This window comes from Pseudomonas sp. F8002, assembly GCF_013385495.1.
Taxonomy (GTDB): Bacteria; Pseudomonadota; Gammaproteobacteria; order Pseudomonadales; family Pseudomonadaceae; genus Aquipseudomonas.
In genome coordinates this window covers 542,260-564,245 of sequence record NZ_JACAPW010000002.1, presented here as the reverse complement: position 1 = coordinate 564,245, position 21,986 = coordinate 542,260, and the positions used below count along the sequence as shown (strand labels likewise).

The following is a 21,986-nucleotide window of genomic DNA, read 5'->3' as shown; positions in this document are numbered from 1 at the left end:
CGTCAACTTGGCGGGTACTTTTCCGGTGGCTGCATGGGAAGCGACTGACGGATATTGCCAGAAAATTCCCACAGGAGTACAAATGTACTCCATGAAGAATCTAACGCCCCGCCGTACCGCCATCCTGACCTTTATCCGCGACCGTATCGCGCAGCAAGGCCAGTCCCCCAGCCTCGCCGAGATCGCCGAGGCGTTCGGCTTTGCCTCCCGCAGCGTGGCGCGCAAGCATGTGCTGGCGCTGACCGAGGGCGGCTTTATCGAGGTCAACCCCAACCAGGCGCGCGGCATTCGCCTGCTCAATCAACCGGCGCGGCCGGAGCTGCTGGATATTCCGGTGCTCGGCCGGGTGGCCGCCGGTTTGCCCATTGGCGCCGATGCCGAAGTGCACAACCGTCTATTGCTCGACCCGGGCATGTTCGCGAAAACCCCGGATTACCTGCTGCGGGTGCAGGGCGACTCGATGATCGAAGACGGCATCCTCGATGGCGACCTGGTGGGCGTACGCCGCAGTGCCGAGGCCTTGAACGGGCAGATCGTGGTGGCACGCCTGGACGGTGAAGTCACCATCAAACGTTTCGAACACGTGGGCGAGCGTGTGCGCCTGCTGCCGCGCAACCCCGCCTATCAACCCATCGTGGTGCGGCCCGATCAGGACCTGGCCATCGAAGGGGTGTTCTGCGGCCTGGTGAGGCAAGGCTGATGGGCGCCGTCGTTGCACTGGACTCGCTGTTCAATGGCGGCCGGGTCTGGAAAGGCCGGCCCGCCGCGCCGCCGGCCAGCGTCCATCCCACCGGGCTTGCGGCCCTGGATGCGGTGCTGCCCAGCGGTGGCTGGCCGGAAGCGGCGTTGAGCGAAATCCTCATGGCCAAGGAAGGCGTGGGCGAGTTGCAGCTGGTGTGGCCGACCCTGGCACGGTTGGCGGCGGCCGGTGAGCGCATCGTGCTGGTGGCGCCGCCCTACACGCCGTACCCCCACGCCTGGCAAAACGCCGGGGTGGATGTGCGCCAGCTGTCAGTGATCCAGGCCGATGAACGCGATGCCTTGTGGGCAGTGGAGCAATGCCTGCGTTCCGGCAGTTGTGGCGCGGTGCTGTGCTGGCCGCGCAAGGCCGATGACCGCGCCTTGCGCCGCTTGCAGGTGGCGGCGGAAACCGGCCAGACCCTGGCCTTCGCCTGGCGCTCCTTGAGCGAGGCCATCAACCCGTCACCAGCCGCCTTGCGCCTGGCGGTGGAGACCAGCCCGGCGCAGGTGCGGGTGCTCAAGTGCCGGGGTGGCCTGGCCCATCCCGCGCCCATTGCGCTTGGGCACTGAGGTTGGCATGCGCTGGGTGTGTATTGTGTTCCCGCAATTGGCGCTGGACGGGGTGCTGCGTTCGCGCCCCGAACCGGACCAGCCGTTGGCCCTGCTGGCCGGCACGCCGCAGCGGCGGGTGCTGCAAACCGTCAATGACGCCGCGCGCAAACTCGGCCTTCGTCCCGGCCAGTCGCTGACGGCGGCTCATGCCTTGACCAAGGCGTTCGCCTGCGCCGAATACGACCCGGCGCAGATCGAATACTGGCAGCAGTTTCTCGCCGCCTGGGCCTACCGTTTCAGCTCCCAGGTCAGCGTGTTCTACCCACGGGCGTTGCTGTTCGAGATCGAGTCGAGCCTGGGCCTGTTCGGGCCGTGGCCGTTGCTCGAAGCACGCTTGCGCAAGGAGCTGACCGAACTGGGGTTTCGTCATCGCATCGTCGCCGCGCCGAACCCGGCGGCAGCGCGGATATTGGCGAATGTCTACGACGGCCTGGCCGTGGCCGATGAGCAATACCTGCAACACGCCCTGGCACCGATCCCCATCGACCGCGCCGGCCTCGACCCGCAAGCCGCCACCGCATTGTCGCGCATGGGCTTGCGCACCCTGGCCCAAGTGCAGACGTTGCCTCGGCATACCCTGGCCCGGCGCTTCGACGCTGCGCTGCTCAAGCACCTCGATGCACTGTGCGGCCAACGGCCCCTGGCGCTGGCGTTCTACCAGCCGCCGGACCGGTTTGATGTGCGCATCGAGCTGAATTTTGATGTGTTGTCCCACCAGGCCTTGCTGTTTCCCTTGCGCCGTTTGACTGGCGACCTGTCGGCGTTCCTGTGTGGCCGCGACAGTGGCGTGCAGCGTTTTGACCTGCACCTGGAGCACGCGGCCGAGCCCGACAGCGTGATCAAGGTCGGCCTGCTCAGCGCCGAGCGTGACGCAGCGATGCTGTTCGAACTGGCCCGGGGGCGCCTGGAGCAGGTGCAAGTCACCTCGCCGGTGCGTGGCTTTCGCCTGGTGGCCGAGGACCTGCCGGTGTTTGTGCCCCAGCGCCAGGACCTGTTCGACGAGCGCCCGCAACAAACCCTGCCGTGGGAACAACTGCGCGAACGCCTGCGGGCGCGGCTGGGGGATGAAGCGGTGCAAGGCCTGCGGTTTCACGCCGACCACCGCCCCGAATGCGCCTGGCAAGCCGGTGCTGACACTCGCCCGTGCACCCCCTCAAATAACGTGCAGCGTCCGGGCTGGTTGCTGCATGAACCGACGCCTCTGGCCGAGCAAGGCCTACACATCCTGATGGGCCCGGAACGCATCGAGTCCGGCTGGTGGGATGGCGCCGATGTGCGCCGTGATTACTACCTGGTGCGCACCCGCGCCGGCCAGCAGGGCTGGGCTTACCGCACCGTGGGCGAAAGCGGCACGCTGTGGCTGCAAGGCTGGTTTGCATGAAGTACGCGGAGCTGCACTGCCTGTCCAACTTCAGTTTCCAGCGGGGCGCCTCCAGTGCCCGCGAGCTGTTTGAACGGGCCAGGCAGCAGGGTTACGAGGCGCTGGCGATCACCGATGAATGCACCTTGTCGGGCATCGTCCGTGCCTGGCAGGCAGCCAAGGAAGTCGGGTTGCCGCTGATTATCGGCAGCGAGATGCGCCTGGAAAACGGCCCCAAGCTGGTGCTGCTGGTGGAGAACCTGGAAGGCTATCAACACCTGTGCCGGCTGATCACCATCGCCCGTCGCCGTGCGGAAAAAGGTCACTACCGGTTGCTGCAGGAAGACTTCACCGCGGTACACGGCTTGCTCGCGTTATGGATGGTCGAAGACACCGACACCCAGGCCCATATCCAATGGCTGTGCAGCACCTTCACCGATCGCCTGTGGCTGGCGGTGGAACTGCATTGCGGCCAGAACGATGCCCGTCACCTTGAGCAGCGTCTGAACCTGGCCGCCAGCCTGCACCTGCCGGCGGTGGCCTGCGGCGATGTGCATATGCATGTGCGCGGTCGCCGTGCGTTGCAAGACACCATGACCGCAATCCGTCACCACGTCCCGGTGGCCGAAGCCGGCGCGCGCCTGCATCCCAATGGTGAACGACACTTGCGCAGCCTCGATGCATTGGCCGCGCTGTACCCGGCGCACTTGCTGGAAGAGTCCCTGAACATTGCCCGGCGTTGCACCTTTGACCTCGGCCAATTGCGCTATCAATACCCCAGGGAGTTGGTACCTGAAGGCCAGGATGCAAAATCCTGGTTACGCACCTTGACCGAGCAAGGCATCGCCCAGCGTTGGCCGAAAGGGGTCGACGCCAAGACCCTCCAGCAGATCAATAACGAACTGGAACTGATCAGCGACCTCGGCTACGAAAGCTACTTCCTCACCGTACACGACATTGTGCGCTTCGCCCGCAGCCGTTCGATCCTGTGCCAGGGCCGCGGCTCGGCGGCCAACTCGGCGGTGTGTTTTGCCCTGGGCATCACCGAGATCGACCCGAGCCTGATGAACATGTTGTTCGAGCGCTTCCTGTCCCGCGAACGCAACGAGCCGCCGGACATCGACGTGGACTTCGAGCACGAACGCCGCGAAGAAGTGCTGCAATACGTGTTCCAACGCTACGGCCGCACCCGCGCCGCGTTGACGGCGGTGGTCAGCAGCTACCACGGCGCCGGCGCGGTGCGCGACGTGGCCAAGGCCCTCGGGTTGCCGCCGGATCAGGTCAACGCCCTGGCCGACTGTTGTGGGCGCTGGAGCGACGAAGCACCGCCCCTGGAACGCCTGCGCGAAGGGGGGTTCGACCCCGACAGCCCGGTGCTGCGCCGAGTGCTGACCTTGACCCAACAACTGATCGGCTTCCCCCGGCACCTGTCCCAGCACCCCGGCGGCTTCGTGATTTCCGAACACCCGCTGGACACCCTGGTGCCGGTGGAAAATGCCGCCATGGCCGAGCGCACCATCATCCAGTGGGACAAGGACGACCTCGACGCCGTGGGCCTGCTCAAGGTGGACATCCTCGCGCTGGGCATGCTCAGTGCGATTCGCCGCTGCTTCGACCTGCTGCGCCGCCATCGCAACCGGGACCTGAGCCTGGCTTCGGTGCCCAAGGAAGACGCGGCAACCTACGCGATGATCAGCAAGGCTGACACTATCGGCGTGTTCCAGATTGAGTCGCGGGCGCAGATGTCGATGTTGCCCCGCCTGCGACCGGAAAAATTCTACGACCTGGTCATTGAGGTCGCCATCGTGCGGCCGGGGCCCATCCAGGGTGGCATGGTGCATCCGTACCTGCGGCGGCGGAACAAGGAGGAAGAAACCACCTACCCGTCGCCGGAACTCAAGTCCGTACTGGAGCGCACCCTGGGCATCCCGCTGTTCCAGGAACAGGTCATGCAGATCGCCATGGTCGCCGCCGATTACACACCCGGTGAAGCCGACCAACTGCGCCGTTCCATGGCCGCCTGGAAACGCCACGGCGGCCTCGAACCCCATCAGCAACGCCTGCGCACCGGCATGCTGAAAAACGGCTACAGCGAAGCCTTCGCCGCGCAGATCTTCGAGCAGATTAAGGGCTTTGGCAGCTATGGTTTTCCCGAGTCCCACGCCGCCAGTTTCGCCTTGCTGACCTATGCCAGTTGCTGGCTCAAATGCCATGAACCGGCAGCGTTTGCCTGCGCCCTGATCAACAGTTGGCCCATGGGTTTCTACAGCCCCGACCAGATCCTGCAGGACGCCCGTCGCCATCATTTGCAGATCCGCCCGGTGGATGTGCAGGCCAGTGACTGGGATTGCAGCCTTGAGCCGATCGAAGGCCAGCAACCGGCGATTCGCATGGGCTTGCGCATGATCTCCGGGTTTCGCGAAGAGGATGGCCGGCGTATCGAAATGGCGCGCCAGGCCCGGGCGTTCTTTGATATTGCCGACTTGGGCGAGCGTGCCCAATTGGACACTCGCGCCCAGGAACTGCTGGCGGATGCCGGTGCCTTGCGCGGCCTGGCCGGGCATCGGCACCGGGCGCGTTGGGAGGTGGCCGGGGTGCAGAAACAACTGGGCCTGTTTGCCGGTATCGCCAGCCCGGAAGAGGCGGTGGTGGAGCTGCCGCAACCGACAGTCGGCGAAGATTTATATGCCGACTACGCCAGCGTCGGCACCACCCTGGGCCCACACCCGTTGGCGCTGTTGCGCGATGAACTGCGCGCGCGGCGTTGCCGCAGTTCCAGGGAATTGCTGCAGGTTGAGCATGGCCGCAACGTCAGCGTCGCCGGCCTTGTCACCGGTCGACAACGCCCGGGCACGGCCAGCGGCGTTACCTTTGTCACCCTGGAAGATGAGTTCGGCAATATCAATGTGGTGGTCTGGCGCGATTTGGCCGAGCGCCAACGCCAGGCGCTGGTGGGCTCGCGGTTGCTCAAGGTGGATGGCCGCTGGGAGGCGGTGGGCGAGGTTCGGCACCTGATCGCCGGGCGCTTGACCGACCTGACCCCGTTGCTGTCGGGCATCAGTGTGCGCAGCCGGGACTTTCGCTGAGCCGGCCCTTGCTCCTTCCTGCCGGCATAAGCAATATGCGATGAAACCAACCGCCGCTGCCGGGCTCAAAGTTTTCATCGCCGCCCACCTTTTATCTTTTGCAGAGCCGACCGATGCAGTTTTTATCCAATACCCACGGCTGTGAGGGTTGGGCTGGGGAAATGGCCCAGAGGATTCGTGCTTTCGATTGGTCCACCACTGACCTCGGCCCGATGAATGCCTGGCCCTCCAGCCTGACCAGCGCCGTGCAGATGATGCTGGCATCGCCCATGCCCATGGTGATGCTGTGGGGGCACGCCGGTTACATGATCTACAACGACAGCTATTCGGTGTTTGCCGGCGGGCGCCACCCTTATCTGCTGGGTACGCCAGTGGAACTGGGCTGGCCGGAAGTCGCCGACTTCAACCGCAATGTGGTCGACACCTGCCTGGCCGGCGGCACCTTGTCCTACCGCAACCTGCCACTGGAACTGTTGCGCGACGGCCGCCCGGAACAAGTGTGGATGGACCTGTATTACAGCCCCGTGGCCGGTGACGACCAACGACCGGCCGGGGTCCTGGCGATTGTAGTGGAGACCACCGAACATATGATCTCCGAGCGCCTGCGCCAGGAACTCACCCACAACCTGGAGCAGCGCGTGGCCGCGGAAGTGCAGGCCCGTTCCGCCGCCGAAGAACAGTTGCGTCAATCACAGAAGCTGGAAGCCATCGGCGGCCTGACCGGCGGCGTGGCCCACGACTTCAACAACCTGCTGCAAGTGGTCGCCGGCAACCTGCACCTGCTGGCCCGGCATGAGCCGGACAACCCCCAGGTGCAGCGCCGCGTCAGCGCCGCCATCGCGGCAGTGGAACGTGGGGCCAAACTGACCTCGCAACTGCTGGCCTTCGCCCGTCGCCAGCCATTGTCACCGGCGGTGTACAACCCGCTGCGCATCTATGAAGGCCTGGGCGAGTTGCTGCAGCGGGCGCTGGGAGAAACCATCCACATTGATGTGCAACTGCCCCAGGATCCATGGTGCATTAACGTCGACCGCAACCAACTGGAAAACGCACTGCTCAACCTGGCGATCAACGCCCGGGATGCCATGAAAGGCGAGGGCGTGATTCGGATCACCGGCGAAAATATTATTCTCAACCCTCCGGATTGCGCCGGTAAAAGCATCAACCCCGGTGAATACGTGCGCCTGGCCGTCGCCGACAGCGGCGCCGGCATGTCACCAACGATCCTGGCCCGTGCCTTCGAACCGTTTTTCACCACCAAGCCCAATGGCCACGGTACCGGCCTGGGCCTGAGCATGGTGTTCGGGTTCGTGCGCCAAAGTGGCGGGCATGTTGAGGTCGAGAGCGTGGAGGGCAGCGGCACCGTGGTGCAGATGTATTTCCCGCGCAACTTGGGAGAGCCGGAAAACCCCGATACGCCCGTCGAGCTCACACAACGCAGCGGCGGCCATGAGACGATCCTGGTGGTTGAGGACAACGAAGGCGTACGCGCGGCCGCGGTGGAATTGCTCGAACAATCCGGCTACACCGTGCTCACCGCCGAAGACGGCGACCGGGCCATGCTGATGCTCCAGGCCGGCCTGCAACCGGACCTGATCTTCACCGACGTGGTGATGCCGGGCCGGGTCAAAAGCACCGACCTCGCCGAGTGGGCGCGCAGGCAAGTGCCGGCGATAGCGGTGCTGTTTACCTCCGGGCATACCCGCGACATTCTTTCCAGCAACCACCTGCTGGGCAACGACATTCACCTGCTGAGCAAACCCTATGGCCCGGATGACTTGGCGCAACGGGTGCGCTCGGTACTGACCTCCCGAATGATGTGACGAATGAAGATCCAGCCAGCAACACCAAGCCCGGCTCCCACAGTTGATCTTCACTGCCTTGAACACACCGATAAGGTTACCCATGACTTCCCAGCGCAACCTGCCACCAGACACCTCACTCACCACCCAACGCCCTGGCTTCGTGCGGGTACGAGGTGCCCGGGAACACAACCTGCGCAACGTCGACGTGGATATCCCCCGCGATGCCCTGGTGGTGTTCACCGGCGTGTCAGGCTCCGGCAAGTCCTCGCTGGCATTCTCCACCGTCTACGCCGAAGCCCAGCGGCGCTACTTCGAATCCGTGGCGCCCTACGCCCGCCGCCTGATCGACCAGGTCGGCGTACCGGACGTCGACTCCATCGAAGGCCTGCCGCCCGCCGTGGCCCTGCAACAACAGCGCGGTACACCCAGCACACGTTCATCAGTGGGCAGCGTCACCACCTTGTCCAGCCTGATCCGCATGCTCTACTCCCGCGCCGGCAGTTACCCGGCGGGGCAACCGATGCTGTACGCCGAAGACTTTTCCCCCAACCTGCCCCAGGGCGCCTGCCCGCAATGCCACGGCCTGGGCCGCGTGTACGAAGTGACCGAAGCCCTGATGGTGCCCGATCCCTCCCTCACCATCCGCCAGCGCGCCGTAGCGTCCTGGCCACTGGCGTGGCAAGGCCAGAACCAGCGCGACATCCTCGTCACCCTGGGCTACGACGTCGACATCCCGTGGCGCGACCTGCCGAAAAAGCAGCGCGACTGGATCCTCTTCACCGAAGAAACCCCCACCGTACCGGTGTACGCCGGCTTCACACCGGCCCAGACCCGCGACGCCCTCAAACGCAAACTCGAGCCCAGCTACCAGGGCACCTTCACCGGCGCCCGGCGCTACATCCTGCACACCTTCACCCACTCCCAAAGCGCCCTGATGAAAAAGCGCGTGTCGCAGTTCATGCAAGGCAGCCCGTGCCCGCTGTGTGAAGGCAAACGCCTGAACAAGGCCGCGCTGTCGGTGAAATTTGCCGGCGTGGACATTGGCGAGCTATCGCAAATGTCCCTGCTGCAACTCGCCGAACTGCTGCGCCCGGTGGCTGAAGGGCAGGGCGATAAAAAGCTCTCCGTGGAAAAACGCCTGGCCGCCCAACGCATCGCCCAGGACCTGCTCGAACGCGTCAGCACCCTGACCGACCTCGGCCTGGGCTACCTGGCCCTTGAGCGCAGCACACCGACCCTGTCCTCCGGCGAACTGCAACGCCTGCGCCTGGCCACCCAACTGGGTTCGCAGTTGTTCGGCGTGATCTACGTACTCGACGAACCCTCCGCCGGCCTGCACCCCGCTGACGGCGAAGCCCTGTTCGCCGCCCTCGACCGCCTGAAGGCCGCCGGCAACTCACTGTTCGTGGTGGAACACGACCTGGAAACCATGCGCCGGGCCGACTGGCTGATCGACGTCGGCCCGGCTGCCGGTGAACACGGCGGCCAGGTCCTGTACAGCGGCCCACCCGCCGGCCTGGCGCAGGTCGAAGCCTCGCAAACCCGCGAATACCTGTTCGCCGAAAAACGCCCGGTCAGCCAACCACCGCGCCAACCCACCGGCTGGCTGAGCCTGGAAGGCGTCACGCGCAACAACCTCAACGACCTCAGCGTGGACTTTCCCCTGGGCTGCTTCACCGCCGTCACCGGCATTTCCGGCTCGGGTAAATCCAGCCTCGTCAGCCAGGCGCTATTGGAACTGGTAGGCGCAGGCCTGGGCCGCGTGGTGGAAACCGAAGACGAACCCAGCCTCGAAGACGACGCCCCGCAAACCAGCGGCGGGCGTATCAGTGGCGGGCTGGAACACATCCGCCGCCTGGTGCAGGTGGACCAGAAACCCATCGGCCGCACACCGCGCTCCAACCTCGCGACCTACACCGGCCTGTTCGACAACGTACGCAAACTGTTCGCCGCCACACCCGCGGCGAAAAAGCGCCATTTCGACGCCGGGCAATTCTCTTTCAACGTCGCCAAAGGCCGCTGCCCGAACTGCGAAGGCGAGGGGTTTGTCAGCGTTGAATTGCTGTTCATGCCCAGCGTGTACGCGCCATGCCCGACGTGCCACGGGGCGCGGTACAACCCGGAAACGTTAGCAATCAAGTGGGAAGGGCTGACCATCGCCCAGGTGCTGGGGCTGACGGTTGAACAGGCGGTAGAGGTATTTGCCGAAGAGCCGGGTGTGCTGCGCTCGCTGCAAGTGCTGCGGGATATTGGCTTGGGTTATTTGCGCCTTGGCCAGCCGGCGACCGAGTTGTCAGGCGGGGAGGCGCAGCGCATCAAGCTGGCGACCGAGCTGCAACGCAATGCCCGGGGCGCGACGTTGTATGTGCTGGATGAACCGACGACCGGGCTGCATCCACGGGATGTGGATCGGTTGTTGAGCCAGTTGAATCATCTGGTGGAGGCGGGGCACACGGTGATTGTGGTAGAGCATGAAATGCGCGTGGTGGCGCAGAGTGATTGGGTGATTGATATTGGGCCGGGGGCTGGGGACAGAGGCGGGAAGGTGGTGGTGAGCGGGACGCCGCAGAAGGTGGCGAAGAGTAAGGGGAGCCGGACTGCGCCGTTTTTGGGGCGGGAGTTGGGATAGCTAATGGCCGGAAGGGGTTTATTCATGGCTTTGCTCTCTAGCGTTCGGCACCTGGCGGGTGACCAAAGTAGGCCTTGTAGGCATGGTTGAAGTTAGCGGGATTGGCATAGCCCAGGCGGTAGGCGATCTGCGCCACCTGCCACTTGCGCTGACGAAGCAGATTGCGCGCAAGCTCCATGCGTTGCTGGCGCACATAATCCAGCATCGACTGGCCGTAGATTTGACTGAACGCCCGGCGCAGCGTGGTTTCCCCCACACCCAGGCTACGGGCCAGCGCTTGAGTGCCGGGAGGGTCGATCAGGTTGGCATCCAGTTGAAACCGCGCTTCATGGGCCAGGTCTGAATGACCGCGTACCGCAGGTATTGGCCTGGCAGGTTGAGGGGCGAGATGGGCCGCCAGCTCCACCAGCGCTGCCAGGCTCAGGCTTTCCTGATTAAGGCGCTCCAAGGCGCCTTGGTACGGTGAGTGATAAATCCGCTCCAGCAAACGCCCCAGTGCCGGGCAGCCGTGCAGTCCCGAAAACTGAACGCCGTCATTGAGCAGGCTGAGTAACGGCTGGAGCGCCGAGTCTTCTTCGGCCAGCTCGCGCAAATAATCGCCTGCGATGCGTAGCCCGGCCATGCGCGCATGACTGCCGGCGGGCAGTTGATCGACGGTTTCCATGCTCTCACTCAGGCCCAGCACATGGACTGCGCCCGTGGTGTATTCATTGAGCACACCGTCGACCCGATGCTGCCACTGGCCGCCGAGCACCTGCACGATGCACACACTGTCGGGCAATACCTTGTGGATCTTCAGCGGCTCGGGGAACTGCAAGTCACAGTCGAAATACTGCAGGTCTGGCCGAACGGTCCGTGCGCGGTAGTGGCCGATGGCAGAACCGATAACCTGACGAGCGCTGTCGTCGAATACGCCGGCCTGGTCCAGGGGACCCGGGTGATCGAAGCAGAAGTGTGTGTCGAGATAAGGATTCTGGCGTTTCATCGAGAAGGGGTTGAGTCATGTCCTTATGTGTTCGCTCCATTGTACCCCGTCACTCGTCGTTGTGAACCGCAGTCTCATTGTTGTGCGCAACGGCCTGCACGGTTGGCAGATCGCCGAGGGTGACTTTCAATGGTCGGCCGTGAAATTCAAGGAACCTGAGTATGCTGATTTATCGCAAATGGGCTGCCGTGCTAAGCATGGTACTGGCCGTCATGACGGGCAATACCTTCGCTCAAGATCGCCCGGAAGTCGCAGATAAGGTCGCTGCGTATTCGGGTGAGGCCGGGGTGAAAGTCTGGACACTGCGTATCGGGGCCCGTGACGAAAATCAGGCACTGGTGCAAGTGGAAGGGGCTGACCACGACTGGAACCTGAAAATCCAAAAGATGTCTGTCGAGAAGACCAGCAAGGACACGCGCTATTACACCACGGTAGACGGTCAGAAGTTCGTCGTACTGATTCTGCAAAACGGCTGGGGAGAGCTGTACTTGCCAGGCGAAGCAAAAGCGCTGGCCGTCGCCTATAACGAGGCGTTGGCGAGTCAGGGCAATGCGCAAGCATTTCTCACTGACTATCTCCAGGCGAACTGAGCCATGAGCCTGTTGAGACGATGGTCGTGGGGCCTGGCGATGTTGCTGCTGCCGCTGGTACTGATGGGCTGGAGCAGCCTTCAGAGCTGGCGTGCCGACAGTACCCTGGAAGAAGCGCAGGTGATGCGCCAATGGCTCGCCAGCCCGAGCGATGAATTGAGGCAGCAACTGCCGCAACAATGGCGCAAAACGCCGGTACTCCCGGACGACAGCCTGCGTGGTCACCTGCAGCGTGAGGTCGCTCGGGCCGATGCCGACGAGGGCTCGGTGCACATGCGCCAGGTCTTGGCGTTTCTCGGTTACTGGCTGGCGGTCGCGGCCGTGCTGGCGGGCTGCGCGACCTGGGTAAAACTGCGCCTGGATGCCTGGCGCGCGTTGCGTTCGCGGGACTTTCTTTATGATCGACTGGTCCTGAGCTGGCGTGCGCTGGGGCAGTGGCTGGTGGTCTACACCGGGTTGATAGTGGGGGCGCTGGCGATGGCCCTGCTGTATGAAGTCAGCTGGGGCTGGAGCAACCGCCAGAACAGCGGCATGGTGATACTGCTAGTGGTGGTGCCCTTGCTGGTGATGCTGTACCTGGGCGTGCTGTTGATTGGGCGCCTGCGTCGGCAATGGCAGGATATGGAAACGCCGCAATCCGGGTTTCTGGGGCGTTCAATCAGCCGGGCCAGCGCCCCGGCCTTATGGGAGTGGATAGAAAAACTGGCAGCCGTCACCCGCGCGCCCGTGCCGGACCACATCGTGATTGGGGTCGACCAATCGTTTTTCGTCACCAGTGTCCAGGTGGCCCTGCAACCCTCGGGGCAACTGTTGACGGGCCGCACGATGTACCTGCCGCTGACTTTCCTGTCGACCCTGAGCCAGGAAGAAGCCGCCTCGATTATCGGCCATGAGCTTGGCCACTTCAGCAGCCGCGACACCGAGCGCGGCAGTGAAGCCGGGGCACGGTTCAGCTTGATGTACATGCATTTCCTGAACATCAGTGCGGTGGATGACATGCCGTCCTGGATCGAACGCCCGGCGATCTGGATGACGTGGCGCTTTCTGCACCACTTCCAGATAGCCGTGCACCATTGGAGTCGTGCGCAGGAATTGGTGGCGGATAAGGTCGGGGCGCAAATTGCCGGCGAGCGGCTGTTTTGCCAGGCGCTGCTGCGCGTCATCGCCCTTGATGCCGAAGTCAACAAACTGCTTGGGCAGCGTACCCACAGCAACTTGATCCAGGCGTTAGCGGACCACCTTCGCCAGGCTCCGGTGATCTTGAACGAGGCGGTGATGGATCACGCGATCGCTCATCCGTTCGATACCCATCCCCCCACTGCCGTGCGCCTGCAGCAACTGGGTGTGGTTCTCGACGACCAGTTGCTGGCCCAGGCAACACGGACGCCCACCGCGCACGACCGGCAGTGGTTCAGTCAACTCACTCATGATCCGCAGTCGGCTGAAGATGCCAACAAGAATGGAGTACCGGTATGAACCACCCTGATGATCCACTGGCCAGCCTGGCCCAATCCCTCACTGAGGATTTTAATCAGCACACTGGCGATCAGTTGCAGGCGGCCATCCAGGAACGCGAGGAGTGGTTGGCCGAGGTTCCCGCAGTCACCGAACTGGCCTACCCACGCAAGGTGCGCCGCACCCTGTTGCTCTTTTCAGTGTTCGCTTTCGTGATGGCGGGCGGGAGTGCATGGGATGGCAAAAACGCGTTGATGGGAGGCATTTTTGCAATCGTGGCGCTGGTCTTGCTCAGCGGGGTGTGGCTGCACCGTCGGGCCGGCGAAGAAATCCTGATGCGCCTGACCCATAGCCACTTGTGGTTTCGCAACCTTGATGCAGAAATCGATCTGCTGGATATCGGCGATATCCACATCAAAGAGGGCCGCATCAAGCTATGGATCACGCTGACATTGCGCGAGGGTGCGCCATTGCCCGCCTGCAAAAACGCTGCGGGCCCCCTGATGCCCCACGTCAAGATCAAGCGCTCCCGGGAGCCTCAGATATGCCTGACGCTGTTCGGCCTGCAACTGAACGGTAACGTCCTCACCGGCGAACAAGTGCTGGAAATGCTGGACACCTACTGCAACGCGGCGCGTGTAGAGGGTGAGTTGCGGGCGTTGAAGGCTTCCTGAAGGGGTAGGGGGCTACACCCGTTTGTGGCGAGGGCGCTCGCGCCTCGCCACACACATTGATGTATTCGACAGTTTCAGCGACTTGCCTCGGTACGCCACAGCACAGGCCAATGAACCTGCTCCAGCCCCATGCAGGTGTTCATTTCAGCCGCATGGGTCAGCGTGAAACCGTTACCGTCGTAGCGCCAGCGCAGCGCAGTGCCACAACCCCCCATGCCCATCGCCATTGCCTGGCTGCTCAGCTCACCCGTGGCCGGATCAAAATCGACCAGGCCGTTGGGCTCTCTTTCCGGCAGATTTGGCACTTCGGCGACCCGTGCTGGGCGCGCCTGCTCAGGGTGGTCCAGGGGCGCCTGGTAGATATTGTAGAAACAGTTGTATGCCCCACAGCCGGTTTCGATGATCACCAGCGCTTGATCTGCACTCAAGGCATAGGCGTTAGCCTTTGGCGCAACGCCTTCATTCAGATCCGCTTGCCACTCCTTGCGCGTGGCCGCCACCACGGCATCCGCGACTTCTTTTGCCCTGTCCGGGGTTAGCGCAACGGGTGCCTGCCAACTCGGTGCCGGCGGTGCGGCCGGTGCTTGCGGCACGCTGCTGGCGGGCGCCTGCCCCTTGGAAATCAGTGCGTCCTGTGTACCAACGCGCCCCTGGACCGAGTCGATCAGCAAAAGCGCCGCGCTCATCCCGTTTAGCGAGGCGACGGAGGTACCGCCCTCAATGGGTAAAATCAACTCCCGCCCGTTGCGCAACTCTGCAATCAAGGCGTCGGCATTCGTTCCGGTCAGAGCAAACACCTCAGATACCTCACCTTTTTTGAGTTCGCCAGGCTCGAATCGATTTTTCAGCGGCTTGCCATCGAGTGTTGGCTGACCATGGGGGGCGGTGTAGCTGAACACGCCTACCCGCAAGTCTCCATGTGGGCCGGCTTCACGGGTTACCCGCAGGCTGAACGTTGAGATACCGATATCGTCACGCTCCGGGACGGCACCGATAGCCGTGCAGGCACGCGTGTTATCACAGCCGACAATCCAGTCCTTGATCGAACGCTCCAAAGGGACATTGTCGGCGGCGTTCGCACTGGTAACTGCAGCAGCCATCAGGAATATGAGGGGGAGTCGGGTCATCAAACAGGTGCCTGTAGACTGGAAAAACGCTATTAGGGCAGGGTTCTTTGCCAATACCTATTGCATGGCCGTCAGGCACAACAGAAACCCCGGCTGGAACAATCGGTACGGTGTTCCAGCCAGCGCCTGAACGTGGGATGTCGCCAGTCCAGCGCGCTGCAAATCAGGGTGACTTTGCGCCGTTGCGCCCCTCAATGCTGCGCACCAACGCCCCAAAAAGCTCACCCCGCGGCATCTTGCTCAAGGGAATATTCGCCTTCTCGAACCACTCCCGATCCGCCTCTGGGTGCGGGCCGCTCAGCACCACTACCCCGTTTTCATAGGTGTAACGCGCTGCCGCCACATCACCATTCCGGTAGGTCGCAATGGTTGAAGAAGGCGAGGTCGCGTCAGGCTTGGGGAAGTAAGGCCCATCCTGATAAAAGACGCTATCGGTTTTCCCATCCCACACAACCTGCACCGCCGCGTCTGCAATGCCCGCGACCTCAAACCCAGGCCTGCCCGCCTCTGAATCAAGGTCGTAGGGTATCAGGCCAAAGTTGCTGTCGTCGGCCAGATAAGCACCCATACAAAGCCCCAGGTAGCGCCCACCCTGGGCGACAAAGTCACGAATGGCTTGCACCCGCGCATCCCCCAAACTATCAAGCGCCGCAGGGATGTCCTGACCGCCACCAGGTTGAACGTAGAGGTCATAACGAGCGAGGCTTTGCGGCGTGATGTCGATCGATTCATCGGCACCTACAAAGTCAATCTGTGCATTCGGGCGGACGCGCAGCAGGGCTGTTTTGACATTCTCTGAACATCCCTCACAGCCCGCCGGGCCTCGGTAGATAGCGACATGGGCGATGGGGGTTGCGGCGTGTACCGAGTAAGGAAGCAGCGTGAAAAATGCAAAAAGTGTCGCGGCGATGGCGTGCAGATTCATGGTTGTAGAGTCGTCTTAAAGCTGATTGGGTCCGATCGGACTTTGTGATTCGAAGCCTAAAGCCAATAGCCACTTGAAGGAGTTAACATTTGTAAAACGGCTAGGAAAAATCGGGATTGATGATCGCAACGACGGTTTTCCCATTGAAATTTATGGGTTTTCCTTTAGTGCATAAATATCGAAGAGAGCGTTTCTTCCATTTTCAGTCCCCGGAATTTTTCAGGCCGTTTGAGTCAGCTCTCGGCCATGCGCGAATGCTATCGGCCAATAGCACACACTCAAGTATCGACTATGCTTGGAGCGATTCAGCCCTGTACCTGAAGGATCTAAACAATGGGGTACCTTGTCGTTGCTCACGCGATGAATGTGAAGCCGGAGTTAGAACCACTTTCTACGTTGCCGGTGAGCATTGGTTGGTCATTGCACCAGGATGAAAACGCCACGTCGTTCTACTTAGACACGTTCAAGGCTGGCGAAGAACGGAAATGGCCCTTTACGTCTATGCCACCCATCAAGGATGTACCGCTTGAGCTCCCTCAAGAATTGGCAGCGCTATCGCGGATATACAAAGTGCTTAGGGATGCTCAGCTAGCCGACTACTTCAAGAGAGCTTTCCTGAATGTGAATTTAGCGCTGAGTAAAAGCCTTCAATTACACGTTTGCAGCTTTTGCACGGATGACGACGGGCTGGATTTTGTGTGTGTATCGTCGAATGGTGAACTGCAAAGACTGCGTTGCGTTTGCGGTGATCTGGATATCACCTACGAGCTTGGGACGGTCATGATCCAGCCGCTTCTGATAGATGGGGTTGCAGGCACCGACGCAAGTGGTCTGCATGACCCAGAGAGCGGCATTCACGTCTTGAGTCGGAATATAACGCCCTCATCGTTACTGCATGCGGTGGCTTCGGCAGAAACCACTCGCTTTCTACAAACAGAAAGCCCCCCTCTGGGTCTAGGTAGCTTCGATGGTCTGGACGTCGCACCGGTAAAGATTGCAGGCTCTAAGATCGCCTCGCTGAAGCCTGAGGTGGTTGCTCAGAAAGCGTGGTGGAGGCGGTGGTAGTTGTATCGACGACTTCGACCCAAGCCAGGAGGTTTTCCGGGGAAAAGTAGCCAATTATCAGCATCGAAAAATTGGGGCCGATAATGGGGGCCAGTTTTCAAGAAGCTACCCGTCATGATGGGCTGCAATCGGCCAATAGCGGTCCCTCCGTCCAGAACCATTTTCCACCTTTAGCAGTCACTCAAGCCGACCACTTTTTCTTATTCGCCTTATCTCTACCTTGTAAATTTGCTCGTGTTCGAGCCGCATATTAGATGACATAGTCATCCACTGATCCGGACCGAGCCCCAAGCTCTTCAACCTCCCGAACCACCGTGCCAAGAATGCCGATCCCTTCATGAATCTGCTGCGTTGTCAGGCCGGCATAGCCCAAAATGAGCCCTGCCGGTCGCTCGTATTCTACCGACGTGGGTTCGGCAAACAGCGGCGAAAGCGGATATACGCCAACCCCGCGTTCGAGCGCTATCGCCTGCAACGTCGGCTCATCCTGAGCGCGAAGCGCGGGTAGCGTTAATACGCCGTGTAAGCCCGCCGCCATGCCGGCCAGTTGCCCATATTCCGCCAGATGCTGTTCAAAAGCCTCCAGTAATGCCCTTCGCCGCAGTTCATTTTCCCGCCGCAGGCGGCGAACGTGACGCTCATAGGTTCCACTTTCGATCAATGAGGCGAGCACGTTTTGCTCCCAGCGCGGTGAGTGTCGATCGGTCAGCCGTTTTGCTTCACGGAAAACGTGAACCAACTCGCGTGGAAGAACCAGATAACCCAACCTGAGTTGCGGTGAGAGTGCCTTGGAGAACGTTCCGACATAAATGACGCGAGCATCTGCGTCCATGGATTGCAGTGCGTCGATGGGCCGCTGGCCATAGCGAAACTCGCCGCCGTAATCGTCCTCAATGATCCACGCACGATGCCGCCTCGCCCAACTCAGCAGTTCGAGGCGACGTGCGACAGGAAGCACCGCCCCCATGGGAAACTGGTGCGACGGAGTGACAAAGGCCAGGCGCACGCGATCACCTTCCGGCAGAGCACTGGTATCCAGTCCAGAGGCATCGACGGGTATGGGCAACGCCGTCGCGCCCGTGGCCTCAAAGCAATATCTGGCCATGCGGTAGCCAGGCTCTTCGAAGACGAATGCATCTTGCGGGTTCAGCAAAAGCCGGGCGCACAGGTCAAGTCCTTGCTGCGAGCCATGCACGACGAGTATTTGATCCGCATCGCACGCCAGACCGCGTGCGCGTCGCAGATAACCTTGCAGCGCATTGCGCAAGCGCTCTTCCCCTTCGGGGTGGCCGTAAGCGAGGCTCGGTTGACGCTTGACTAGTTCGGAACGGTAGGCGCGCTGCCAACCCAGCGCCGGAAAATCCCTGGTAGCGACCGAGCCGTACCTGAAATCGATGCGGGCTTGGGGTGACGCCATGTTGTACGGCTTCATGATGGCCACTCGTTGTCCGTAAAGGGAAAGCACTGGCGGCAGTTCCTTTTGCTGCGTCGAGTCCCCTTGGGCATGCCCGGATTGAGTGCTGATTATGCTCGCTACCGTGGCGGCCTTGCCCACTGATGTCAGGACAAAGCCTTCGGCCGCCAGTTGCTCGTAAGCCGCCGTTACCGTGGTTCGCGACACGCCGAGTTCGGCCGCGATTGCCCGCGTCGACATGAGCCTCGTGCCGGCGGCAAGCGTGCCGTCTTCTATCTGCGCGCGCAGCCTGGCATAGATCCGACGTTGCGCGCCGCGGGAAAATACATCCGGATTGGCTGAAAACTGGCCCATGGAAAAACCTCGAAACTGGCACTTTCGATGATGCAGGTCGTGTTCGACATTATGGACTCCCAACAATCCGTAGTGAAATCCCATGTACATTCCCGAACACTTCGCAGAGCACCGCCCGGAACAGTTGCACCGAATTATCCGCGACAATCCGCTGGGCATCCTCGTGACTGAGGGTGAATCCGGCATGGATGCGGACCACATTCCCTTTGAACTCGATACCGGCCACGGAACATACGGGTTGCTGACCGCTCATGTGGCCCGCGCCAATCCTGTGTGGCAACGTTGCGCCGGCGGCACGCCTGTCATGGTGATCTTCAGGGGGGCAGAAGGCTACATTTCGCCCAACTGGTATGCGTCCAAGCACGAAACGCATCGCCAGGTTCCCACATGGAACTACGAGGTGGTGCATGTGCATGGCGTCATGCGCGTGATGTCGGAAGAAAAGCTCCTGCGCCGCACCCTGGCCCAACTGACTCGCCACCAGGAGTCCAAGGAGATCAAGCCCTGGAAGATGGGCGATGCGCCGCGTGAATATCTGGACGAGATGGTGTCGAGAGTTGTCGGTATCGAGATCGAAATGCAGTGCGTTGAATGCAAGCGCAAGCTCAATCAAAACAAGTCGCACGCTGATCGCTTGTCTGCGATCGCGCACTTGCGCGAGCGCGGGCACGTTGAGCTTTCTTCGATAATGCTGGCCAACCTTGAGCAGCCGGATCAGGGGGCAGCACCGTGGACCTTGAGTTGACCACCACCACGATTCTGGTGACCTTCGCCGGAGTTTTTTTGATCTGCTTTATGAAAGGTGCTTTCGGTGGAGGCTTCTCCATTGTCGGCATTCCGCTGCTGTCGCTGGTGATGGATCCGCTCACAGCCGGCGGACTGCTAGCGCCGTTGTTTATCGCGATGGACCTGTTCGGCCTGCGTTACTGGAAGCCATCCACTTGGTCTAAACCCGACTTGGTGCTGTTGTTACCAGGTCTGATTGTCGGCATCGGTGTCGGCTATCTACTCTTTCGCGTCATGGATCACCGCGCAGTCGCGTTAGTGATGGCGGCGGTTACCCTGATTTTTGTCGGCCTCTGGTTCAAAACCGGTGGGGAAATCAGGGTCAGCCAGCGCTCATCGCTCAAGGCGGTGTCCGCAGGCGTCACCTCTGGGATCACGACTATGGTCGCGCATTCTGGTGGGCCACCATTAGCGATATACCTGTTGCCGCTCGGTCTAAGCAAGAAAACCTATGCCGGCACCACCAGCATGTTCTTTACCGTAGGCAATCTGCTCAAGGCAGTGCCTTGGCTGCTGCTAGCCAGGCCCACCGGTAACGTGCTAAGCCTGATGGTCATCTGCCTGTTAGCAGTTCCAAGTGGTGTCTGGCTGGGCTGGCGACTGCACACCAAGCTGGATCAACGCCAGATGTACCTTGCCTGCTACTGCCTGCTCGTAGTCACGGCGGTGAAACTTCTGTGGGACGGCATAAGTGGCTATATCGTCTGAAAATGCCTCACCACTATGAGGCCCAACGTTACGGCCATTATCCGACTGGCTGCCAACGGAATGTTAGCAGTCAGAGGCCGTTCAAATGGCCTGTGACACTAGGATGCTCTGCTCTGCTCGGCTAGGCGTGCTTCATCGAGCTAAAATTAGCGCTTGAGGACTTCGTCAGGGTAGTAACCGAGCATCTGAACTGGACGCAGATACTCAGACGGCGCTCCGAACAATTTAATCGAGCTGCTTAGAGTGACGAAGTTGAGATTGAGCGGCGGCGTAATATCACCGGCATTGCGTGCCGTCGCTTGAGCCTCATCGAGTGCCTCGGAGATGCTGTTGATTGCAGCTCCGGAACACTCCGAGGAAGGCATCACACAGCATTTGTGTGAACTGGCTTGCCTGCATTTTGGCTGAGCCGAATTCGGACTAAGCGGCAGTAAAACCGGTCAGGGCTTGGACAAGCTCCTGAACCCAGCTTGGCCACCCACCTTAACAACCAACCAGGCCAGCAGCACCAATCCCAAGGTTGCCCAGGGGATCGATCCCACGCCTGTCGTCTCAAGCAGTACACCGCCCACTACGGCACTGCCCGCAAACGCGAGGTTCAGCACGGTCACCAGCATCGACTGAGCCACATCGGCACCGTCGGCAGCAGCATTCGCCAAAGCTGTCTGTAGCAGGGTCGGTGCACCGCTGTAACTCAGGCCCCAGGCAGCCATCGCCACATAAACCGCTATGGCAGGCAAGCCACCCAACGCCAATGCAAGCGATACCAGCGCAAACCCGGCCAGGCTCAACAGCACCAACCGCCGCAGCCAGCGGTCAATCAATAGCCCAGTGAGCCAGATACCCACGAGAGCCGCAATGCCGAACGCAAGCAATGCCTGCTCGACCTGTCCATCCAACCCGACCGATGCCAGGAATGCCGCAATATAGGTGTAGAGCATGTAATGAGCCATGATCCACAGCATAACTACCGTCAGCACCGGTCGCACGCCTGGCCTGGACAAAACATGGCCCAGGGACAAGCGCTGGCCAGCCCGTTGCCCGGCAAAGTCAGGGACATTCAGCCGAATCCAAACCATCAGCGCCAGGCTCAACGCCGCTAGCAGCCCGAACACATTGCGCCAACCGATCTGCTCACCCAGCCATGCACTCAGTGGTACGCCCAGCGCCAAGGCGACGGGGATACCCAGCATAGCCACTGCCATCGCGCGGCCTTGCAAGGGCGCGGCGACCATGCGTCGCGCATAACCGGCCAACAGGCTCCACGCCACACCAGTGGCGACCCCGACGATCAGGCGCGCGACCAGGGTGAGGGCAAAATACGGCGACAAGGCAGTTACCGCGTTGCACAAACAGAACACCCCCACTGTCAGTAATAACACAAGGCGCCGTGGCCAACCTTGCAAGGCCAAGGTCAAGGGAACGGCCGCCAGCCCGGAACCGAGGGCACACGCGGTGACCCATTGCCCCGCCCATGCCTGGGAAACCTCAAACGTGTCGGAGATGTGTGGCAACAGGCCGGCGGGTACGCTCTCGTTGGCAGTGGCGATAAAACTCGCGGTGGTCAGGGCCAGTAAGCCAGTGATAGGTAGTTCTGAGGACGGCGGGGGGGTGGGTTGAATCGATTCTTCGCGGTTCATGAGCTTGCTCGAAAAACAGGTGAGGCCTGA

General features: G+C 61.5%; 17 protein-coding genes. 12 read left to right on the top strand and 5 right to left on the bottom strand.

Going from position 1 to position 21,986, the window contains the following annotated elements; genetic code table 11:
* The first annotated feature begins 82 nt into the window (after nucleotides 1-82).
* The 6 genes from lexA (at nucleotide 83) to uvrA (ending at nucleotide 10,233) form a co-directional block, all read left to right on the top strand.
* Complete coding sequence (lexA, locus tag HX811_RS04940; RefSeq protein WP_003210482.1) at nucleotides 83-700, top strand: transcriptional repressor LexA; 618 nt, start codon at nucleotides 83-85, stop codon at nucleotides 698-700.
* Nucleotides 700-1,311 carry a translesion DNA synthesis-associated protein ImuA gene (gene imuA, locus HX811_RS04935; protein ID WP_003210484.1) on the top strand — a complete coding sequence of 204 codons (612 nt, stop codon included), beginning with the start codon at nucleotides 700-702 and terminating at the stop codon, nucleotides 1,309-1,311. Before lexA ends, imuA begins: the two co-directional genes overlap by 1 nt.
* 7 nt (nucleotides 1,312-1,318) lie before the next feature.
* Nucleotides 1,319-2,734 carry a DNA polymerase Y family protein gene (locus HX811_RS04930; RefSeq protein ID WP_177045022.1) on the top strand — a complete coding sequence of 472 codons (1,416 nt, stop codon included), beginning with the start codon at nucleotides 1,319-1,321 and terminating at the stop codon, nucleotides 2,732-2,734.
* Entirely contained in the window at nucleotides 2,710-5,799 is a 3,090-nt protein-coding gene (locus tag HX811_RS04925; RefSeq protein ID WP_371132360.1) for an error-prone DNA polymerase, read from the top strand. The genes HX811_RS04930 and HX811_RS04925 overlap by 25 nt, the downstream gene beginning before the upstream one ends.
* Before the next feature lie 113 nt (nucleotides 5,800-5,912).
* Nucleotides 5,913-7,622: an ATP-binding protein gene (locus HX811_RS04920; protein ID WP_177045018.1), complete on the top strand. Its 1,710-nt coding sequence runs from the start codon at nucleotides 5,913-5,915 to the stop codon at nucleotides 7,620-7,622.
* An 82-nt stretch (nucleotides 7,623-7,704) separates the two neighbouring features.
* A complete protein-coding gene (uvrA, locus tag HX811_RS04915) occupies nucleotides 7,705-10,233 on the top strand; it encodes an excinuclease ABC subunit UvrA (RefSeq protein WP_177045017.1) in 2,529 nt (842 codons plus the stop codon).
* A 37-nt stretch (nucleotides 10,234-10,270) separates the two neighbouring features.
* Here the strand turns inward: uvrA and HX811_RS04910 are convergent, their stop codons facing one another.
* Nucleotides 10,271-11,218, bottom strand: coding sequence for an AraC family transcriptional regulator (locus HX811_RS04910; protein ID WP_087694703.1), 948 nt, complete (start codon nucleotides 11,216-11,218; stop codon nucleotides 10,271-10,273).
* A gap of 161 nt (nucleotides 11,219-11,379) precedes the next feature.
* Here HX811_RS04910 and HX811_RS04905 point away from each other — a divergent pair, with 161 nt between their 5' ends.
* The 3 genes from HX811_RS04905 to HX811_RS04895 are packed head-to-tail and all read left to right on the top strand — an operon-like array spanning nucleotide 11,380 to nucleotide 13,937.
* Nucleotides 11,380-11,808, top strand: a complete 429-nt coding sequence (locus tag HX811_RS04905) for a hypothetical protein (RefSeq protein ID WP_003210496.1) — start codon at nucleotides 11,380-11,382, stop codon at nucleotides 11,806-11,808.
* Between the two features lie 3 nt (nucleotides 11,809-11,811).
* Nucleotides 11,812-13,284, top strand: a complete 1,473-nt coding sequence (locus tag HX811_RS04900; protein ID WP_256344379.1) for a M48 family metallopeptidase — start codon at nucleotides 11,812-11,814, stop codon at nucleotides 13,282-13,284.
* Nucleotides 13,281-13,937, top strand: a complete 657-nt coding sequence (locus HX811_RS04895; protein WP_177045014.1) for a hypothetical protein — start codon at nucleotides 13,281-13,283, stop codon at nucleotides 13,935-13,937. The genes HX811_RS04900 and HX811_RS04895 overlap by 4 nt, the downstream gene beginning before the upstream one ends.
* Nucleotides 13,938-14,011: 74 nt before the next feature.
* Here the strand turns inward: HX811_RS04895 and HX811_RS04890 are convergent, their stop codons facing one another.
* The gene (locus HX811_RS04890; RefSeq protein ID WP_177045012.1) at nucleotides 14,012-15,064 is read right to left on the bottom strand and encodes a DUF1176 domain-containing protein; all 1,053 of its coding nucleotides are present in this window, start codon (nucleotides 15,062-15,064) and stop codon (nucleotides 14,012-14,014) included.
* A 163-nt stretch (nucleotides 15,065-15,227) separates the two neighbouring features.
* Nucleotides 15,228-15,989, bottom strand: coding sequence for a BPL-N domain-containing protein (locus HX811_RS04885; protein ID WP_177045010.1), 762 nt, complete (start codon nucleotides 15,987-15,989; stop codon nucleotides 15,228-15,230).
* 333 nt (nucleotides 15,990-16,322) lie between these two features.
* Between HX811_RS04885 and HX811_RS04880 the strand changes: the two genes are divergently transcribed.
* Nucleotides 16,323-17,054, top strand: a complete 732-nt coding sequence (locus HX811_RS04880; RefSeq protein WP_177045008.1) for a hypothetical protein — start codon at nucleotides 16,323-16,325, stop codon at nucleotides 17,052-17,054.
* 250 nt (nucleotides 17,055-17,304) lie between these two features.
* On the opposite strand, the gene HX811_RS04875 is transcribed toward HX811_RS04880, so the two are convergent.
* The gene (locus HX811_RS04875) at nucleotides 17,305-18,906 is read right to left on the bottom strand and encodes a PLP-dependent aminotransferase family protein (protein ID WP_256344378.1); all 1,602 of its coding nucleotides are present in this window, start codon (nucleotides 18,904-18,906) and stop codon (nucleotides 17,305-17,307) included.
* Between HX811_RS04875 and HX811_RS04870 the strand changes: the two genes are divergently transcribed.
* Nucleotides 18,905-19,567, top strand: coding sequence for an FMN-binding negative transcriptional regulator (locus tag HX811_RS04870; protein ID WP_008432591.1), 663 nt, complete (start codon nucleotides 18,905-18,907; stop codon nucleotides 19,565-19,567). The genes HX811_RS04875 and HX811_RS04870 overlap by 2 nt on opposite strands.
* Nucleotides 19,552-20,316: a sulfite exporter TauE/SafE family protein gene (locus tag HX811_RS04865; RefSeq protein WP_177019862.1), complete on the top strand. Its 765-nt coding sequence runs from the start codon at nucleotides 19,552-19,554 to the stop codon at nucleotides 20,314-20,316. Before HX811_RS04870 ends, HX811_RS04865 begins: the two co-directional genes overlap by 16 nt.
* Before the next feature lie 440 nt (nucleotides 20,317-20,756).
* Here the strand turns inward: HX811_RS04865 and HX811_RS04860 are convergent, their stop codons facing one another.
* On the bottom strand, nucleotides 20,757-21,956 hold the full coding sequence (locus HX811_RS04860) for an MFS transporter (protein WP_177039825.1): 1,200 nt from the start codon (nucleotides 21,954-21,956) through the stop codon (nucleotides 20,757-20,759).
* Nucleotides 21,957-21,986 lie beyond the last annotated feature (30 nt).

Excerpts from the sequence above, each read along its gene's own strand:
- HX811_RS04930 (WP_177045022.1), top strand. The coding sequence starts at position 1,319 with ATGCGCTGGGTGTGTATTGTGTTCCCGCAATTGGCGCTGGACGGGGTG.
- HX811_RS04920 (WP_177045018.1), top strand. The coding sequence starts at position 5,913 with ATGCAGTTTTTATCCAATACCCACGGCTGTGAGGGTTGGGCTGGGGAA.
- HX811_RS04880 (WP_177045008.1), top strand. The coding sequence starts at position 16,323 with ATGGGGTACCTTGTCGTTGCTCACGCGATGAATGTGAAGCCGGAGTTA.
- uvrA (WP_177045017.1), top strand. The coding sequence starts at position 7,705 with ATGACTTCCCAGCGCAACCTGCCACCAGACACCTCACTCACCACCCAA.
- HX811_RS04905 (WP_003210496.1), top strand. The coding sequence starts at position 11,380 with ATGCTGATTTATCGCAAATGGGCTGCCGTGCTAAGCATGGTACTGGCC.
- lexA (WP_003210482.1), top strand. The coding sequence starts at position 83 with ATGTACTCCATGAAGAATCTAACGCCCCGCCGTACCGCCATCCTGACC.
- imuA (WP_003210484.1), top strand. The coding sequence starts at position 700 with ATGGGCGCCGTCGTTGCACTGGACTCGCTGTTCAATGGCGGCCGGGTC.
- HX811_RS04860 (WP_177039825.1), bottom strand. The coding sequence starts at position 21,956 with ATGAACCGCGAAGAATCGATTCAACCCACCCCCCCGCCGTCCTCAGAA.
- HX811_RS04890 (WP_177045012.1), bottom strand. The coding sequence starts at position 15,064 with ATGACCCGACTCCCCCTCATATTCCTGATGGCTGCTGCAGTTACCAGT.
- HX811_RS04875 (WP_256344378.1), bottom strand. The coding sequence starts at position 18,906 with ATGGGATTTCACTACGGATTGTTGGGAGTCCATAATGTCGAACACGAC.
- HX811_RS04900 (WP_256344379.1), top strand. The coding sequence starts at position 11,812 with ATGAGCCTGTTGAGACGATGGTCGTGGGGCCTGGCGATGTTGCTGCTG.
- HX811_RS04885 (WP_177045010.1), bottom strand. The coding sequence starts at position 15,989 with ATGAATCTGCACGCCATCGCCGCGACACTTTTTGCATTTTTCACGCTG.
- HX811_RS04910 (WP_087694703.1), bottom strand. The coding sequence starts at position 11,218 with ATGAAACGCCAGAATCCTTATCTCGACACACACTTCTGCTTCGATCAC.
- HX811_RS04895 (WP_177045014.1), top strand. The coding sequence starts at position 13,281 with ATGAACCACCCTGATGATCCACTGGCCAGCCTGGCCCAATCCCTCACT.
- HX811_RS04870 (WP_008432591.1), top strand. The coding sequence starts at position 18,905 with ATGTACATTCCCGAACACTTCGCAGAGCACCGCCCGGAACAGTTGCAC.